The following is a 17847-nucleotide window of genomic DNA, read 5'->3' as shown; positions in this document are numbered from 1 at the left end:
CTCTATATGATTGTTGGTTGAATTAAAGGATTTAATTATTCGTTGCACCATGCGTCTCAGCAAAAGCGGCACTCTCGGGAAGATCCGAACGTTGGCTACCTCCTGTCGGTTGCGATATAAGCGTGGTTTTGGATGTCGAAACACTCCAAGCAGGGTTCACGAATAGTGTTTTGTCATTATTTTTAATCCATGCGGGTGCTTTACCTCGGCCAGACCATTCAGCGCCAGTTTCAGGGTGGCGGAATTTCTTTGGACCGAGCCCTGATGTGGTCGTTGTCGATTTTTTAGACACGCTCTTGGCTTTTGCCAACTGCAACTCGGCGGCTGTGAGCCCGAAGGCGTCAATCAGCGCTTGCGCTTTCTTCAACGCGTCACCACGTTCACGGGCTTGCGCGTCATGGGCTAGCAGGTCTAATTTCTCTAGCTCCGCCCGGAGCGCCAATCGCTGTAGGTTGAGTTCCAAGTAGGTAGGGGGTGTTTGCTGATGGTTCATTTCGTCCTCGTTTCGTTGTTGATGAGAGGACGAATGATGCCGGCGGAGCGCGGCGCGCATAAGTGAAACGCATTTCCTGCCGGCAGGAAATGCGTTTCACTTATGCGCCAGGGTCGGGCAGCTGAAAATGGAGTCAGTCAATAAAAAAGCTCCGAGATCGAATCGACCTGGAGCTTTCGAGCGGCGCGCGGTAGTGTTTAGCTACAAGGAAGCTGGGAATTGACCGTGAATTGTATCTTCAATGGATTTTTTGAAGAACTTGTTCAAATTTATCAATGTTCGTTTGTAGTGTGCAACGTCCTCGTGCGACAACGTGCCATTGGCGAGCATAATTTTCTGTGTGTTCGATGCGTGCCAATTAAATCCAAGCTTACGAAGAAAGGGAATTTGCAGAACCAATTTCGCGATTTCCGCATGAGAATATTTGAATTCATCTTCTCCGGAGACTAGGTCATTTACAAGTTCTGCTTTATCGAGCCTTTCCAATATTTCGGACTGGCTCTGACCTTTAATTTTCATCGGAATATATCTTGGACCATCCCCGACGATTTCTGAATGACTGTCGACAAATTCATCGAATAGCTTTTTTAATTTATTTTTGTCCAGTCCAGAGGGAATCGACAACAAAACACTGCCCGCTTCGACACTAGCAATCGGCGGCTCAAGCAATTTTGCCGGCGGAATGAAGAATAACCAACGCTTACTAGCCAACCACTCCTGCCATTCTATCAAATCGTCGTGGTACATATCTGGAAGAATATGGATATCACCCCAGTCTACGTACAACTCTTCGATTTTTGAAAATTCTTTCTCAAGCCTCTTGCGGGTCAAGTCATCATCGCTTCGCCGCGCATCACAATACTGTTCAAAACTTTTATTTAGCCGGAAAAATCGGAACCAAAACCAAATTAATTTTCCTTGCACTTCGTCGCTTGAAAGCTTTGAATAGTCAACCATTTCTTCGAAATCATCCGTGTCACATGCTTCATTCATTATTTACCAGATCGCTTTCTATAGTTCGTTAATTTCGTAACGTCGGGTGTAGCCGCTTTTGGGGAACCTCTGCATTCGACCAGACCTTGTGCTACCACCTTGGCAAATTTGTCGCCTGAGCATCCCCTGCACACACTAGGATGAAGGTTACGAACAAGAAGTTGCGTTCCTTACCTATCAGGATGTCTAGAGCGCCTTAATGGGGACAACAGACAACGTTTTTATCTATACATGAGTGCACAAGTGTTATCCCGCTCATGTTGCCACACGGCACACACATGATGCAGGACGTCAATGATTCCGGCAAGGAGCTGCTTCTCGACTTGCATAAATATCATGTAAACGAGGAGAAAATTGAATGAAAAACAGCACTACAAGCGTACACACCCGCAGAACGATATCAGTCATTGCCCAGGAAAGCCTCGGGCATCTGATGCCTCCAAACACGCCACTGCCTATCGCGCACCTTAAGCATTGGGAGCCAAGGGCAAACTATGTCATCACTGGCAATCCGGATTCGGGTGCGCGGCCGCTGGCGCTGACGTTGGCAGAGAAATTTGCCGAAAACGGTGGTCACGTGATCTGGATCGGGACTACCCAGGACATGCGTCGCATGTACGAGCAACTAATGTTCAAAATCGCTGGCCTCGAACTACCCACGGGCGGCGCTGATGTTCAGCTTGACGCAGTCGGGCTATTCAAACTAGCGCACGCGCACGAGCAGATCGGGAAAATGTGGATCGACTTCTGCAATGTCGAGGACTGCGGCGATATCGAGGTAGAACAGGAATTTCTCGCATCGGTATCGTCCTTCAGGCCAACGCTGATCGTGATCGATGAATCGATCTTCGACGAAGTGACGCTGGACCCGTTTGAAATACTAGTTCGCCAAACTCATGCGCTGCGCATGGTCGAAGAACTACGCGGAACGAATTCGATGAGTAGCGTGTTTTGGCAACTGCCGATGCGGAATGATGTTGCAGGTAGCATGACCATGCAGAGTCCATCACTCGACGATCTTCCCGACGCTGCCAGCGTCATCAAGCCAGATGTCGTACTGTTCACCCACCGCAATGCCGATTCGACATCGAAGCACAATGCCGAACTGGTCGTTGCCGCCAACGCCTTCGGACCAACCGGCACTATACCGATGGTCTTCGACTCCAAGCATTTGACGTGGCACGAATTCGACGCTGCGGCTTGAACTGTTTGGGAAAAGACGAGGCCTTGCTCTCGTCGGCGTACTCTGACGTAAGTGCGCCAGTTCGATCCAGCACCTGGCCTGACCTTGCACTACCCGTCCTGATGATCGCGGTCCCTGGGATGCTCCTGATCGGGCCTCGATGCTAGTATGGGATACGTCGGCATGCGGCCGGGTGACTGGGGAAACCCTCGACCTGTCTAGACTGATAGCATGCGACCACCTGAATGAGCAAGCGTGGCACGTCGGGGATAACAGGTTCAGCTCTGTATTAAAGTAAGAGAATGACTGTGTTATCCCGCGCACAAAGCGGGAACGGGCAGGACAGTCCCCTTACAACCGAAACAATAATCCGATCTGGTTGCCGCTGCCGACACGACGCCCCAACCATTCAAAAGTGTACTTCGCGGAAGCACAGTAGTAGCCTAATGGCTTCCCATGCGGTGAGTACGCGACGATGTTCCCGTTAGGTCGAGTTTCAGTGAACCCTATTCTGCGGCCCGAGCCATCAAACAACGCCATGCTTGCCATCCTGCTCTCCATAATTCAGTTTCGGGCTTTCGATAAATTCACAGTAAAATCCTCCCTTCCGCTTCCGATCACGATCACGGACTGCGTAGGGTCATCAAAGTCTGGGTACACTACTCGGAAGCCACCGTTCTTGGCCTTGATCGTAAAATACCGCCCCGTATCCTTTCTAGTGGCATAGCGACCGCGAACACCTCGCCCTGTGCGTTTCGGCTCGGTCCGAAAGTGGCTCATAAACGCCTCCACCTCCTCCAGCGAGAATCCGATCTCGACCAACTCGGCACGCTTAAATTCGATCGCTTCCGACGTATCTAGCGTCCCCGAAGGGAAAACGCGAACAACTTTGATCAGGTGACGAATGTGTTCGGCCAGCGTTGCGCGGACAGTGAACAGCTGATCTCCACTGAGCCCTGCCAACTTGCTAATCATTTCACGAACTGACTCGACTTCTTCCGAACGATGTCGAGTCGATAGTTTGGCCGATGTCAATTCGTTCTCAAGCGCTGCTTTCGACCCGGTCAAAATTTCAAGTTCATGCTGCACTTCGCGGATTCGCGAAAGTACCGCCGCTGGCGTGTCGCCAAGTTCAAGCGCGTGCATGAGACGCTCTAGACGCCTGTTCGTATCATCGACCGCCGAATTAACCGATTGAAGTTGTTCGCTGATCGTGAGTTCACGAGCATTCTCGCCTTCAACGGCATCAACGTCAGCCAACAGTTCCTTCAACTGCAAGGTGTGGCAGAACGCCAAGAAGCTCGTCTCAAAATCCTTGTACGGCCACTGAACCGCGAAGCAACCGAGGCCGCGTCGTGCACCGTCACATACCAAGACCTTTTTACCTGGCCGCTTCACGCTATTGCCGTCATCGGATCGAACGCGCTGGGCGGCTCCGCCAGCAAGAATCATCGTGCTGCCACAATAGCCACACTTCACTATTCCACTGAGCAAATTCGGAATGTTTGTACCCTTTCTTGCTCTAGCTCCGACGAACAGGCGCTGCGCTCGGATATTCTGCAAATGGAAGAATGCCTCCTTCGTAATCAACGCCGGATAGTAATCTGGAACTGGCGCGCCGTGAGGCGTCAGCTTTCCTCCGTTCCAAAGCTGAGGCTGAAACTCGCCGTATAGTGCTGTACTCGTGACGATCTTGTTGATGTACGACGGATACCAGCCTTTTCCGTGAGACGAAACTGGCGGTACGGAACGTTCATTAAATCGTTTAGCGATTAATGCTTGTCCCATCCCTGCCTTGACCATGCCGAGGATTTCCATGACCTGTTCTACACGCTCAGGGACCAACTCAAACTCGGTCTTGTCAGCGTTCAACCGCATCCACGCAGGACACCGGGCAGTCAATTTTTTCTCGTCGATACGGGCACGTTTTGCTTCCCATGCCGCCGAGATGCGACGGCTTTTCATGGCAGACTCTTCGTGAGCACGAGCCATGATGGTGATCGAGATGATCAAGCTTGAGAAGTTGTCGCCGACGGATTCCGCACTGTAAACCATGTTGTCAGCCAACGTGACAATAGTGATGCCCTGCCGCAAAATAGAGATGAAAATCTCAAGCGCGGCGAGCACCTTGTCGCGCGAAAGACGGTCCAGCGATTCGACTAGCAGGAATGAGCCAGGAACGATGCGGCCACGCTTGATGGCTTCAAGAAATCCGCCAAGTGCGCCGCGCTCGATGTTTGAACGATCAAACGCGGACAGACCGAGGTCATGCAGATGGAGAGAATTATCGAGGGTGAGGCCATGCTTGGCGGCATAGTGTTCAGACAGCTCAGTTTGTCTGCGGAGCGAATCGCCCTTCTTCTGTTCGGACGTAGAGAAGCGAATGTAGCTGTAGGCGACGGGCAAGGCGCTGGTCCAATTTGGTTGCGGAATGGCAATTATACACCGCCACCGTCGATGTATTCATAGACATTATATCGATATCTATACGACCCACCACGCCAGAGATTTTCTCACAATATGATACGCATGAAGCGTTGCGAAACAAACATTCTCCACAGCTCGGAAGGAGGTCATCGGAAGAAGCGATGCCATCGCAGGTCGGCGGGGCGTTGGCCGCCGAACTAAAAATCCGTACAACGCTGTCTGCGTCGCGCCCGACAATTTATCCCTCAAGCTCCCATTTCCGACGCGGCCCGGAATGAAACGAACGCAATTCGACCCGCGTCCCGCCACCGAAAGCAGATCCCCATAACGAAACGAAATATGTTCGCATTCTCGCATACGCGCAGAAGATGATAGCGCTATAGCCTTCCAAACGGAAATATACCGCCGATAACCGGAGAAATTTGCGAAAAGGTAACTGTACAAAAACCATGTGGCGACATAGGCACTCGTTCGCGGGTGAACAATTATACTTTTCTCCGAGATAACAATCTTCACAAGCAAAACGATTTTCCACCGAGATTCAAAAATTTCAGCGCGAAAACCAAAAATGAGCCCTCGTTATTGTCGAAGAATATTACACACTTTTTCAGCTTAAAACGCGCTTCACGAAAAAGCGGCATTAAATCATATAGTTATCGTGGCCCCTGTTTTTGGCTCATTTCTTGCTTGAACCACCAGCTCAACACCTATCAAGGAGAAGTGTGATGAAAACTCGCTTCGCACATTACTTTTTTGGATTTGCGGCAATATTCGTTTCCGCATCCGTTACGGCCACCCCCACCAACATCGTCCTACCTGAATATTCCGGTGGAAGTGGAACCGTAGGGCAATTTTCACTTTCGCTATCGTCTGGATCATATATAACTGGAGGGACAATAAATGGAACCTTTGGAAATTCATCTGTGAGTAGTTCGGCCGGCGTGGTAGTGTCCCTAAACTCTCAAAAGGTCGCAACCTGCGGTCCGTATAATCCAGATACGAATACTGGCTCTCCGTGCAATTTCTCTCCGGTCAGTTGGTCCTCCTCCATCGCTCTAAATGCAATTAGTAACGGTACGAATGTTGTGACTGCAGACCAGACATCTCCATACGTGGTCCGGCTTGGACCTACGAAACTCAACATTAACATCATGGATACTAATCCTACAAAAAACACCATTAATACTGTGCTTGACATCGTTCGCAATAGTCCTGCGAATCAGGGAAAGACGGAACGCGAAATCGCAGAAGCGGCGTTTTCCGCTCTCGAAGACGCTCGCCATGGTTTTTACGGCGTTAATAACGAATTTATCCAGCTAAAGAACTTGGACATAACTACTTTAGCAAATACCGACCATTTCTTTCAGGTGTACGCTAGCGGTCTCGGGAACAACTTGATCGACAATCCGCTCTCTGCTGCGGTGGTGGGCCTCATAATCGATCCCGTTTATAATGTCGGAAAAGCAATATCGCAGAATGTTCTTGGCGAAAAATTTTTTACAGCCGACGATGGACCACAGTCGCCTGCCAATTTTGATTTTTGGGGACTTAGCGGAGCGGTCGCTGCGATTCAAGTTCGAAGCGGAAGCCTTCCACCTGATCAAGCGATAAAGCCCGTGGTGACGGGGCAAGGCAGTTCGGTCTTCGTAGAAAATGCATCGTCCACTCCTATCCTGTTTGATCCCATTGCGGCACCCGGTTTTTCGTACGCGTCCTGGGCGGGCCCACTGTTCGAATCTGTTTTAGTTCCCCAGTTTTCCGTTCCGGGGCTGTCGGAGTTTATTCTCGATGTGAATGGGAACAGCTATACCTTACATCCAGACGAATTGTTCAAGTTTTCAACCCCAGTTGATTTTTTTTCGCTGCGAGGGTTCGAAGGTCCATTCGTTGGAAAATCCGATTTCGCAACTCAATTGACGTTCGCCGGTACAGGGACGACTGTGTTCGAACAGCGAGCCTTGGCTGAATCAATCCATGTTCCCGAACCGTCAACAATATCAATCTTCCTCTTGTCATTATTAACTCTGGTTGCACGTGTGGCTAAGCAGAAAAAATCGGCCCATAAGAAGCATGTTACCTTAGCGAGTAAACACGGCCGGGGAGGATGGTTAGGAACAGTCAGGTTGATGTATTCATAGACCAGAGATCGAGATCAGGTGGCTGATTCCGGTGCGGTTGAAGATCGTCCAGTCCGACTGGTCGATTGCGCGCTGGTCGCCCACTACCAGCGCGACGATCACGCCGGCGTACTGCTTGCCCGGGAGCGCGGCCAGGATGCGGTCGCGCAGCCGGGACCTGCACAGCTCGACCAGGTTGCCGATGCTGAAGACGAAGCTGTCGAGGCGCCGGTTTCGGTGGGCTTCCGGCCGCACGTAGCCGGTGGCGCGCACGCCCTGTTCGAGCTGCCACACTTCGTAATCGAATCCGTACGGGTTGGCGTTGCCGTGCGGGCGCTGCAGCCGCACCGTGAGTTGCCAGCGTTCGCCGGGCTGCACCGCGCCGACCTGCTGCAGCTTGTCGCGAAAGCCCGCGTACCACGCCAGCGACACGCGCGGCGGCACGGCCATCGGCGCGCCGGCCACACGGTCGACCGCGAAATTGAAACGAACGCCCTGCTCGAACCGGTACGGCAGGCTGTCAATGGTGCCGACCAGCGTGACATCGCGGCCCTCGTCATCTTTGGCCAGCTGCGGCGCCAGCGCCAGCTGCGCAACCAGCGCGGCCCAGGCGAATCCGAGCAAGGCGCCGGCCACTGCCGCGCGCATCGGTCCGCGCAGGGCCAAGAGCAGCGCGAGCGCCAGGGCAGCGCACATCCACAGCACGGCGCGATCGGGCAAATCGCCCATGGTCTGGAGCCACGAAGCTCCGGCCACGAATCCGAGGATCGCACAACGCATGGGTCGGCACCGAAAGGGCAAATGCGCCAGTGTGCACCGATGCGGAAGAATCGATATTGCGCCAGGCCGACCGAAAGCAAAAAAAGTGCGCTACCGTCGACTGTTCTTTGTCATGAATTCGACCAGCGCGGTCGTCAGCGCTGGCGCAAGCGGCAGCGCCGGATCGGAATACGAAGAAAACGGCGGCCCCTCGCCGGCATCGACCATTTTCAGGACGTGGTTCATGCCGGGGATGACCGTCAGCTGCGCCTGCGGGCGCGCCTTCTTGAGGACATCCGCCTCGCTGACGGCGACCTGCACGTCGGTCGTCCCCTGCACGATCAGCACCGGCACTGCCAGCGCTGCGACGCTTTGGGCCGGATCGTAACGGAACCAGGAAGCCAGGTAAGGCTGGACACTCTCGCGGTACAAACCCTGGAAAGCGGCTGGGACTGCGGCGGTGGTCCGGCCTTGCTCCAAGCCGCTCAGGATCGCCTCGTTCTGCATCGCCAGTTCGCCGCTCAGCTTCGGCGCCAGTTGGGCGCGCAACACGTCCGAGGCGCGCCTGCCGGCGCCCGAGATGGAAACGAAGGCGTCCGCCCCCGCCTTGTGCGCGGCGACCATGCCGATCAGCGATCCTTCGCTGTGGCCGATCACGGTCACGGATGAAAAACGCGGATCGCGCTTCAGTTTGGCGATCCAGCCCGCGGCGTCGTCGATGTAGTTGTCGAAGCGCGCGTCCTTTTCCTGGATCAGTGCGGCCGCGCTGCCCCCAACGCCGCGCTTGTCGTAGCGCACGCTCGCGAACCCGGCGTCGCCCAAGGCCTGCGCCAGCAGCAACAGGCTGTTGTTGGCGCCGGGGAGCAGCTTGCTGTTGCCGTTGCGGTCGGTCGGCCCGGAGCCGGCGATGATCAGCGCCACCGGCACCGGCGCTTTCGCCGCGGGTAGCGACAGGCTGCCGGCCAGCTGACCGGTCGGTGTGTCGAGGGTGACCGGGATGTCCGGAATGGCGGGTCCGGCGTGCGCGGCCGACGCAATCAGGAACGCCGCGAGCGCGGCGAACAACAGGCGCAGGGAATCAGGCTTCAAGATTTCCACTCCTTTCAAGGCGTTTGTAGATCAAGAGAGAATAGAGGGCCGGGATGATCGGGCCGGCCAGCGCCAGCCCCAGGCAGGCCGACATCGGGAGTCCCATCCACGTCGCCGCCAGCGACAGCAAGGCGCCGGCCACCATCGTCCTGGCTGCGAACCGGTGGGTCGAATACCATACCTTCTCGCTGGCCAGGGTCCAGGGCGTGCGGATGCCGATCCAGAAATTGCGCCGCACCTTGCCCATCACGTTGCCGAGCAGGCCGAGGAAGACGGCCAGTCCGCCGATCATCGCGCGGGTCATCGGCGTCGAAGGCGATGCCGCCGCCCAGACCATCACGCACTGGAAGTATCCCAGCATGCAGACGACGATCAGCCCGATCTGCCAATAGGTGGGATCGAACGAATCGACCGTGAAGCGTTTCGGAGAAATCGTCGGCAGCACCGTCCAGAGCAGCATGATGGCCACCATGATGGCGGTCTGCACGAACACCATCGCGCGCGGACCATAGCCGTTTGGCCGGCCTGCCGCGTCCCAGTGCACCGCAATCACCGCGGGAAGCTGCGAGTACAGCGCCATCGTGAAGCCGACAACGGCCAGCACCGCAAGTCCCGACAGCACCAAATACCTGTTTTTCATCGTCCTTCTCCTTTCGATCCGCCAGCCAGTTCCACCGCCCACGCCAGCACGTCTTCGACGACCGTGGTATTGAGCGCGTACCAGATGGTCTGCCCGTCGCGCCGGCTGGTCACCAGGTCGGCCGCCTTCAATACCGCAAAATGATGCGACATGCTCGGCTTGGTCATGTCGAAGCGCTCGGCCAGGTCCCCCGCCGTCATCTCCTCCTTGCGCAACATGCGCAGGATCTCGCGCCTGGTAGGATCTGCGATCGCCTTGAACACCTGATTGACCGCACTCGCCATTTCGAATATCACCTAATTAGGAATCCATCTAAATACTGAACCGGCCTTTCCTCCTTGTCAAGCAAAACTTCGTGCGCACCACGAAGGCAAAAGCCGTGATAATCGAGTGCATGAGCTACGACACCTTTTCGCGCTACACGTATTTACCCCTGCGGGAACCGCAATGACCCAACTCGGCTTTGTCAGATTGTTCTCCTCGCCGTCGACCGCTTTCGTGGTGTCCGTGTTCCTCGTCTCCGTGTTCGGCTATGCGTTCTTCCGCGCCAGCCGCGGCAAGGGCGCAGCCTATTGGCGGCGCCTGGCGCTGGTCGCGGAAGTCTGCGTCGCGGTCGGCCTGATCGGCCTGGCGACGTTTGCCGGACGGATGAAGATCAGCTCCGATCACCAGATGCTGGAACAACGCGTCCGGATGGCGCAGGCCGCGGTGGACGAGCGCGTGCGCGCCGTCACGCTCGATAACTGCGCGCCCGCCGCGAAGCACGCACTGGCGCCATTCAATCCGGCCATCGTCAGGAAGGAGCTGTGCGCCGTCGCCCGCGCCTACAGCGGCGCCAACGGACAAGCCGGCGACCTGGAAACGGCGCAACGGTCGCTGCGCGATTTCGGCAGCCGATATCCCGGCTGCATACCGAACGTGTTCACCAGCCACTCCGATTGCGACGCCCCGGTGGCGGCGGCCGCCAGGTTGGCCGACGAGATCGCGGCGCTCGAGGACAGCAAGCGCGCCGCCCGCAGCGACGAGGCGATGTCGGCCCTGCTGGAGAGTCCCGATGCGTGGGAGTTCCTGCTGCTGGCGTTCGTCATCGCGGCGCTCGGCGTCGCGATCAAGTGCGCGCGCGCCGCTTCGGAGGTGTGGGATTCAGGCAGGTAGCACGCGGGCCAGCCGCGGCAGCGCGGCGAGCGCGTTGTTCCAGGTCGCCGCGGCCACCTGCGCCGGCGCCATGGCGCGCATTTCCGCCAGCGCCGCGCCGATCGCCGGCAACTGCTCCGGGCTGTTGCGGGCCGGGTGGATCCATGCGGGGGCAATGTCCGGCGCGTCCGTCTCGAGCACGATGGCGTCGAGCGGCAAAGTCGTCGCAAGGCGCCGGATCTGCAGCGCGCGCGTGAACGTCATGGCGCCGCCGAAGCCCAGCCTGAATCCCAGGTCGATATAGGTCTGCGCCTGCTGGAAGCTGCCGTTGAAGGCGTGGGCGATGCCGCCAGCCGGCCGGATCTGGCGCACGTGCTTGAGCACCTGGTCCTGCGAGCGGCGCACGTGCAGCAGCACCGGCAGGCCGAAATCGCGGGCGATGCGCAGTTGCTCGCGCAGGAAGTGGTCCTGCTTTTCGCGCATGCCGGGCTCGCACAGCATCGGGATAAAGAAGTCCAGCCCGATTTCGCCGATGGCGACGAAACGGGGATCGTCCAGCGCCGCTTCGGCCAGCGCGCGCAGCGCAACCAGGTCTTCCTCGGTCGCATTCGGCACGCACATCGGATGGATGCCGAGCGCGTAGCTGGCGTTCGGCGCCGTCGCCGCCAGCTGGGCGACGGCAGCGAAGTTGTAGCGGTCCACCGCCGGAATCACGATCATCGACACGCCGGCCTGGCCGGCCTTTTCAGCCACCGCCAGCGACTCGCCGCCGAATTCGTGCGCGTCGAGATGGCAATGGGTGTCGATCCACATGGCGGGGCCTTATTCGGGCTGCAATCCGTTTTCGGTCAGGCGGAACACGCGGTCGCAGCGGCGCGCCAGTTCGATGTCGTGGGTGACGATGACGAACGCGGTGCCCAGCGTCTTCGACAACTCCAGCATCAGGTCGAAGATCGACTGCGCCGTGGTGTGGTCCAGGTTACCGGTCGGCTCGTCGGCCAGCACGCAGGCCGGCTGGGTCACCAGCGCGCGCGCCAGCGCGACCCGCTGGCGTTCGCCGCCGGACAGCTCGCCCGGCCGGTGCGCAACGCGCTTGCCCAGGCCGACCCGTTCCAGGATCGCCTGCGCCTGGAGCACCGCCTCCGCGCGCTTCTCGCGCCGGATCATCAGCGGCATCGCCACGTTGTCGAGCGCCGAAAACTCGGGCAGCAGGTGGTGGAACTGATAGACGAAACCGAGCGCCCCGTTGCGCAGGTCGCCGCGGCGGGTCTCCGACAGGGTCGCGAAATCCTCGCCGAGCAGGGTCACCGATCCCGTGGTCGGCGTATCGAGCCCGCCCAGCAGGTGCAGCAGCGTCGACTTGCCCGAGCCCGAGGCGCCGACGATGGCGATGCGCTCGCCGGCCTTGATGCTGAAATCGACGTGGCTCAGGACCTCGACCGAATATGATCCCTGGGTGAAGGTCTTGCCCAGGCCGCGGCACGACAGCACCGGCATGTTTGCTTGCTTATTCATAGCGCAGCGCCTCCGCCGGCTTCACGCGCGATGCGGCGAAGCTTGGATACAGCGTGGCTACAAAAGCCAGGATCACGGCCAGGCCGCCGATCTTGGCCACGTCCGGCCAGCGCAGGTCGGACGGCACGGTGCTGATGAAGTAGATATCCTTGGACAAAAACTGCACTCCCAACAGGTGTTCGATAAACGGCACGATGACGTCCACGTTGAGCGCGACCAGCACGCCGAAGCCCACGCCCATGGCGGTGCCCATCAGGCCGACGAGCGCGCCCTGGATCATGAAGATCTTCATGATCGAACGGGGCGAAGAACCGAGCGTGCGCAGGATCGCGATGTCCGCCTGCTTGTCGGTCACGGTCATCACCAGCGTCGACACCAGGTTGAACGCGGCAACCGCGATGATCAGGGTCAGGATAATAAACATCATCTTCTTTTCGGTCTGTACGGCGGCGAACCAGGTCGCGTTCTGCTGCGACCAGTCGCGCACCACCAGCCCGCCGGGCATGCTGCCCTTGAGTTCCTGCGCCACCTGCGGCGCCTGGTGCATGTCGGCGATGCGCAGGCGCAGGCCGGACGGGCCGTCGAGCCGCTCCATCTTCTCGGCGTCTTCCAGGCTGATGAACGCCAGGCCCGAGTCGAATTCGTAGTGGCCGGCTTCGAAGATGCCGGCCAGCGTGAAGGTGCGGGTGCGCGGCAGCATGCCGGCCGGCGTGGTCTGCGCCTGCGCCAGCAGCATCGTCACCTTGTCGCCCATCGACAGGTTCAGCGCGCGCGCCAGCGCGTAGCCCATTACGATGTTGAACGAGCCCGGCTTGAGGTCGTCGAAGCTGCCCGCCTTCATCTGGCGCGCGACGTCCGACACCTTGCCTTCTTCGGAAGGAAGCACGCCGCGGATGATCGCCGGGCGCATCACGTCGCGCACCAGCATGCCCTGGGTCTCGACGAACGGCGCCGCGCCTTTGACCGCCGGATTCTTGAAGGCGTCCTGCACCGACGTCTGCCAGCTGGGCAGCGCGCCGCGCGGATCGAACACCTCGATATGCGCCAGCACCGACAGCATGCGGTCGGTGACTTCTTTCTGGAAGCCGTTCATCACCGACAGCACGACGATCAGGGCGGCCACGCCGAGCCCGATGCCGGCCACCGAAATGAGGGAGATAAAGGAGATGAAGCTGTTGCGGCCACTGCGCTTGCCGGCGCGCGTATAGCGCAGGCCGACCAGCCATTCATACGGCATTTTGTGGATGATACTCATGGGCTCCGACGGGAAATTCGATTGAGCCCGCAGTGTGCCACACAAAGCTGGTCCACGACAGAGCTTGTCACAATTGAATCGCCCCCGCGGATTTCCGGCGCCGGCGCCCGATGCCCTACAATGTCGGGCATGACCGAAATTACGCTTGTCCTGCCGTTCGCCCTGCCCCCGCCCGAACTCGCCCCCGACCTGGTACGCGCGCTGGAGACGCCCTCCCTGGCCGCGCTGCTGTCGCGCACCTCGTCCGACCGCGCCAGCGCGGCCGATCCCGACGCGCGCGCGCTGCCGCACGAGCTGTGGCTGGGCCGCGCGCTCGGACTGTCCGACGGGCGCAAGCTGTCGTTCGCCGCCGCGGCGATGCGCGGTTTCGGACTCGATCCGGCCGGCGGCGCCTGGATGATCTTGCATCCGGCCCACATCGAGATCTCGCGCACCTTCCTGATGATGGGCGACCTGCGCCGTCTCGGCCTGGTGGAATCGCATTCGCGCGCGCTGTTCGACAGCGCCAGGCCGTATTTCGAAGACAGCGGCCTGACGCTGCTGTACGGCGACGCCCACACCTGGTTCATGCGCGCCGACGCCTGGCGGGACCTGGACACCGCCTCGCCCGACGCCGCGGGCGGCATGAACCTGACCGACTGGCTGCCGCTGGGCGCGCGCGCCCTCGACTATCGCAAGCTGCAAAACGAAGTGCAGATGCTGTGGCACCAGCATCCCGCCAACATCGAGCGCGAAGCGCGCGGCTGGCCGGCGGTCAATTCGTTCTGGCCGTGGGGCGCCGCAAGCGCGGGCGACATGCCGTCGACGCAGCTTGCGTGCGCCGGCTCGCCGCCCTGGCTGTCCGCCATCGCCCAACAGCATGGCACGTTCGGCAGCCTGCTCGACGCCGGCAAGCCGGCCCTGTTCTGCGACGGCCGCCTGGCCGAAGCGGCGCTGGCCACCGACTGGGCGGGCTGGCTGCAGCACATGCGCCAGCTCGACCAGGACACCTTCACGCCGCTGCTCGACGCGGTAACAAAGGGCCGAATCGGCAGCGCGCGCCTGGTGCTAAGCCACCGCAACGCCCTCGCCGAATTCACCACCACCGCCATGGCGCAACGCAAATTCTGGCGCCGCCCGACTCTGGACCGACTGCTGCCATGACCCGCATTTCCACCCGCCCCTGTTCGTTCCGTACTTCCGAGATGCTGCGCCAGGGCGGCGTCCATCCCGTCCTCGCGCGCCTGTACGCCTCGCGCGGCCTGACCGACACCCGCGAGCTGTCGAGCGAACTGGCCGCGCTGATTGCGCCGGCCGGCCTGCTGCACATCGACGCGGCGGCCGTGTTCCTGGCCGACTCGATCGCCGCCGGCAAGAAGATGACCATCGTCGCCGATTACGACTGCGACGGCGCCACCGCCTGCGCCACCGCGCTGCGCGGACTGCGCGCGATGGGCGCGACCGTCGACTACATCGTGCCGAACCGCTTCGAATACGGCTACGGGCTGACGCCGGAGATCGTCGAACTGACCGCGCGCGAAAAGGCGCCCGACATCATCATCACCGTCGACAACGGCATCGCCAGCATCGACGGCGTGGCCGAGGCCAACCGGCGCGGCATCGAAGTGGTGGTGACCGACCACCACCTGCCGGCCGACACGCTGCCGGACGCGCGCGTGATCGTCAACCCGAACCAGCCGGAATGCGGCTTCCCCAGCAAGCACCTGGCCGGCGTCGGCGTGGTGTTCTACGTGCTGCTCGCACTGCGCGCCGAGATGCGCCGGCGCGGCATTTTCGACGCCCAGACCCAGCCCAAGCTCGACAGCCTGCTCGACCTGGTCGCGCTGGGCACCGTGGCCGACGTGGTGCGGCTCGATCCCAACAACCGCATCCTGGTCGCCCAGGGCATCAAGCGCATGCGCGCCGGGCGCATGCACCCTGGCGTGGCGGCGCTGTTCCGGGTGGCCGGCCGCGAAGCGCGCAGCGCCTCGCCGTTCGACCTCGGCTTCGCGCTCGGCCCGCGCCTGAACGCGGCCGGCCGGCTGGACGACATGTCGCTCGGGATCGAATGCCTGGTCACCGACGACGAGGGACGCGCCTGGGCGATCGCCCAGCAGCTCAACGAGATCAACCTGAAGCGGCGCGAGATCGAAGCGGAGATGCAGGACGCCGCGCTGCTGCACCTCGATGCGTGGCAGCCTGCCGACAGCAGCACCATTAGCGTGTTCGACGCCAATTGGCACCAGGGCGTGATTGGCATCGTCGCCTCGCGCCTGAAAGAGAAATTCTTCCGGCCGACGATCACGTTCGCGCCCGGCGCGGACGGCTGGATCAAGGGATCCGGCCGTTCGATCCCCGGCTTTCACCTGCGCGACGCGCTCGACCTGGTGTCGAAACGGGCGCCTTCGCTGATCGACAAATTCGGCGGCCACGCGATGGCCGCCGGCCTGACCCTGCGCGCCGATGCGTTCGACGCGTTCTCGGAGGCGTTCGAGGCGGTCGGCAAGGCCTGGCTCAGCGAAGCGCAGCTCGAGCGCGTGATCGAGACCGACGGACCGCTGGAAGATGCGTACTACACGACGCATTTCATCGAGCTGATGGACGGCCAGGTGTGGGGCCAGGGCTTCGCGCCGCCGGTGTTCTGCGACGAGTTCAGGGTCATCAGCCAGCGCATCCTCAAGGAGCGCCACCTGAAACTGCTGCTCGAACGGAACGGCCAGCGCTACGACGCGATCTGGTTCGGCCACACCGCCTCGCTGGGCGAACGCGCGCGCGTGGCGTTCCGGCTCGACGCCAACGAATACAACGGCGTGACCAAGGTGCAGCTGATGGTGGAGCACGCCGAACCGATATAGCGTCGTAACTCCGGCGGCAGGCCCGCCGGGCTTTTCGGCTCCCGAAAGCTATGCGTAGTAATAGCTTGCCGCCCCGCGCCCTTTCATTACACTTCAACCCAAGCCGGGTGGTTTTCCGCCCGTCGCACCTGGTTGGAGGAGCCACCATGACCCTGCACGTGCCTACGTCCCTGCTGCTGCAGGCCGGCGAGAACCAAGAGGCGCAGCGCTTCCTGCTCGCGTCCACGGAATGGATCGACCTGCAGACCCGCGTCCAGGCGATGCTGGCCCTGCCTTCGGATCTCGGCGAATTCGAGGAGCGCTACGGCGACGCGTCCGGCTCCCAGATGAAGCAATGCTTCCATGCGATGCGCAAACTGCAGCAAACCGCGAGCCGCTATGGCAGTCCTAAAAGCCTGCGCGCGCACATCCTGAACGACCCGCGCTTTCTCGCCGATGCGGACCGCCCGCGGAACGACGCCCTGGCGGCGACGGTCTGGACCCTCGAACACGCGCACGAAGACGCCCAGGCGCTGGCCGAAGCGTTCAGAACCATCCCCGCGCTCGCGCGCGCCGGGGAGGTCGCGGCGATCAAGGCGAGACTCCTCGGCGAGGGCAGGATCATCGACCGGATGCACATCACGATCGACCAGCTCAACGTCCTGATCGCGGAATTCCAGGCGATCGAAAGCGAACTCGATGCCGCGCAGCTGGCGATGACCGCCTTCACCGAGCGCGCGTCGCGCACCCGCGCGAGCCTGGACAAGGAAATCGGCGCGCTGCAGGCGGCCGTGGTCGCGCTGGAGCGCGCGCGCGAAGCCGCCTACCAGAGGTGGCTCGCGCTGACGCTGTCGGCCTGCATCGTGCCCGGCTCGATCGCCATCGCCGGCGCCATGCTGATGGTCACGCTGGCGCTGCCCCCTGGAGCGTCGAGCTTCGCGATCGGTCCGGCCGCCGCCGGCGCGCGCACCACGGCGTCGGCCGCGTCGCTGGCCCATTCGGCTGCCGCGGCGCGCGCCGCCTACGAAACCCTAGTGGCGGACCTGCAGGCCGAAGGCGACCTGTTCACCACCCAGGTCTGCTTCCGCACCGACCTTGGCGCGCTCGACCAGCTGATGAAGTTCTCGCTGCCCGATTCGAGCGGCGTGATCGGCGACCTTGTGGCGCTGAAGCACGGCTGGACCGGCGCGATCCGCGAGCTGAGCGCGCGGGCCAACGAACTGAGTGCCGCGAACCTTCATGGAACAACCTGGCTCGACGAACAGGCGATGGAGCAGGCGGCGGCCGGCTGGCGGCTGCTCGACAGCGCCATCCGGGCTTTCGTGGCCGGCGCCTTCCTGGAAGCCGACGCGATCGATTTCGGCAGCGTGCTGCCGCGCGACGACAGCGCCTGGCAGGCCCATTTCTCCTTCCGCAAGGCTGCCTGAGA

At 60.4% G+C, this 17847-nt stretch carries 16 protein-coding genes; 6 read left to right on the top strand and 10 right to left on the bottom strand.

The genetic code is table 11. The features are described 5' to 3' along the window. Window positions 1-31 precede the first annotated feature (31 nt). Both AC1D02_RS10775 and AC1D02_RS10770 read right to left on the bottom strand, forming a co-directional pair. Window positions 32-493: an H-NS histone family protein gene (locus tag AC1D02_RS10775; RefSeq protein ID WP_477316576.1), complete on the bottom strand. Its 462-nt coding sequence runs from the start codon at window positions 491-493 to the stop codon at window positions 32-34. Between the two features lie 201 nt (window positions 494-694). Then, the gene (locus tag AC1D02_RS10770) at window positions 695-1450 is read right to left on the bottom strand and encodes a hypothetical protein (RefSeq protein ID WP_477316574.1); all 756 of its coding nucleotides are present in this window, start codon (window positions 1448-1450) and stop codon (window positions 695-697) included. A 394-nt stretch (window positions 1451-1844) separates the two neighbouring features. Between AC1D02_RS10770 and AC1D02_RS10765 the strand changes: the two genes are divergently transcribed. Next, window positions 1845-2690 carry a hypothetical protein gene (locus tag AC1D02_RS10765; protein WP_477316572.1) on the top strand — a complete coding sequence of 282 codons (846 nt, stop codon included), beginning with the start codon at window positions 1845-1847 and terminating at the stop codon, window positions 2688-2690. Window positions 2691-3233: 543 nt separating this feature from the next. On the opposite strand, the gene AC1D02_RS10760 is transcribed toward AC1D02_RS10765, so the two are convergent. After that, on the bottom strand, window positions 3234-5075 hold the full coding sequence (locus AC1D02_RS10760) for a recombinase family protein (protein ID WP_477316570.1): 1842 nt from the start codon (window positions 5073-5075) through the stop codon (window positions 3234-3236). Window positions 5076-5821: 746 nt separating this feature from the next. On the opposite strand from AC1D02_RS10760, the gene AC1D02_RS10755 reads away from it, so the two are divergent. Then, on the top strand, window positions 5822-7234 hold the full coding sequence (locus tag AC1D02_RS10755; protein WP_477316568.1) for a PEP-CTERM sorting domain-containing protein: 1413 nt from the start codon (window positions 5822-5824) through the stop codon (window positions 7232-7234). On the opposite strand, the gene AC1D02_RS10750 is transcribed toward AC1D02_RS10755, so the two are convergent. From AC1D02_RS10750 to AC1D02_RS10735, 4 genes are all read right to left on the bottom strand, one after another. Next, complete coding sequence (locus tag AC1D02_RS10750; protein WP_477316566.1) at window positions 7229-7993, bottom strand: ComEC/Rec2 family competence protein; 765 nt, start codon at window positions 7991-7993, stop codon at window positions 7229-7231. The genes AC1D02_RS10755 and AC1D02_RS10750 overlap by 6 nt on opposite strands. Before the next feature lie 90 nt (window positions 7994-8083). After that, window positions 8084-9061 carry an alpha/beta hydrolase gene (locus AC1D02_RS10745; RefSeq protein WP_477316564.1) on the bottom strand — a complete coding sequence of 326 codons (978 nt, stop codon included), beginning with the start codon at window positions 9059-9061 and terminating at the stop codon, window positions 8084-8086. Next, complete coding sequence (locus tag AC1D02_RS10740) at window positions 9051-9701, bottom strand: SdpI family protein (protein WP_477316562.1); 651 nt, start codon at window positions 9699-9701, stop codon at window positions 9051-9053. Before AC1D02_RS10740 ends, AC1D02_RS10745 begins: the two co-directional genes overlap by 11 nt. Beyond that, window positions 9698-9985, bottom strand: a complete 288-nt coding sequence (locus AC1D02_RS10735) for an autorepressor SdpR family transcription factor (protein ID WP_477316560.1) — start codon at window positions 9983-9985, stop codon at window positions 9698-9700. Before AC1D02_RS10735 ends, AC1D02_RS10740 begins: the two co-directional genes overlap by 4 nt. A gap of 163 nt (window positions 9986-10148) precedes the next feature. On the opposite strand from AC1D02_RS10735, the gene AC1D02_RS10730 reads away from it, so the two are divergent. Beyond that, a complete protein-coding gene (locus AC1D02_RS10730; RefSeq protein ID WP_477316558.1) occupies window positions 10149-10856 on the top strand; it encodes a hypothetical protein in 708 nt (235 codons plus the stop codon). On the opposite strand, the gene AC1D02_RS10725 is transcribed toward AC1D02_RS10730, so the two are convergent. The 3 genes from AC1D02_RS10725 to AC1D02_RS10715 are packed head-to-tail and all read right to left on the bottom strand — an operon-like array spanning window position 10845 to window position 13605. Beyond that, window positions 10845-11648, bottom strand: a complete 804-nt coding sequence (locus AC1D02_RS10725; protein ID WP_477316556.1) for a TatD family hydrolase — start codon at window positions 11646-11648, stop codon at window positions 10845-10847. The two genes, AC1D02_RS10730 and AC1D02_RS10725, sit on opposite strands and share 12 nt — an antisense overlap. Before the next feature lie 9 nt (window positions 11649-11657). Next, window positions 11658-12350, bottom strand: a complete 693-nt coding sequence (gene lolD / locus AC1D02_RS10720) for a lipoprotein-releasing ABC transporter ATP-binding protein LolD (RefSeq protein ID WP_477316554.1) — start codon at window positions 12348-12350, stop codon at window positions 11658-11660. Beyond that, the gene (locus tag AC1D02_RS10715) at window positions 12343-13605 is read right to left on the bottom strand and encodes a lipoprotein-releasing ABC transporter permease subunit (protein ID WP_477316552.1); all 1263 of its coding nucleotides are present in this window, start codon (window positions 13603-13605) and stop codon (window positions 12343-12345) included. The genes lolD and AC1D02_RS10715 overlap by 8 nt, the downstream gene beginning before the upstream one ends. A 129-nt stretch (window positions 13606-13734) precedes the next feature. Between AC1D02_RS10715 and AC1D02_RS10710 the strand changes: the two genes are divergently transcribed. The 3 genes from AC1D02_RS10710 (at window position 13735) to AC1D02_RS10700 (ending at window position 17845) form a co-directional block, all read left to right on the top strand. After that, complete coding sequence (locus AC1D02_RS10710) at window positions 13735-14748, top strand: hypothetical protein (protein WP_477316550.1); 1014 nt, start codon at window positions 13735-13737, stop codon at window positions 14746-14748. Beyond that, a complete protein-coding gene (recJ, locus tag AC1D02_RS10705) occupies window positions 14745-16439 on the top strand; it encodes a single-stranded-DNA-specific exonuclease RecJ (RefSeq protein WP_477316548.1) in 1695 nt (564 codons plus the stop codon). Before AC1D02_RS10710 ends, recJ begins: the two co-directional genes overlap by 4 nt. Before the next feature lie 146 nt (window positions 16440-16585). Continuing rightward, a complete protein-coding gene (locus tag AC1D02_RS10700; protein WP_477316546.1) occupies window positions 16586-17845 on the top strand; it encodes an alpha-xenorhabdolysin family binary toxin subunit A in 1260 nt (419 codons plus the stop codon). Window positions 17846-17847: the final 2 nt, after the last annotated feature.

The organism is Massilia sp. P1_C10 (assembly GCF_056406475.1).
Note: the sequence above shows the minus strand (reverse complement) of the source record. Positions and strands in the feature narration are given on the sequence as shown.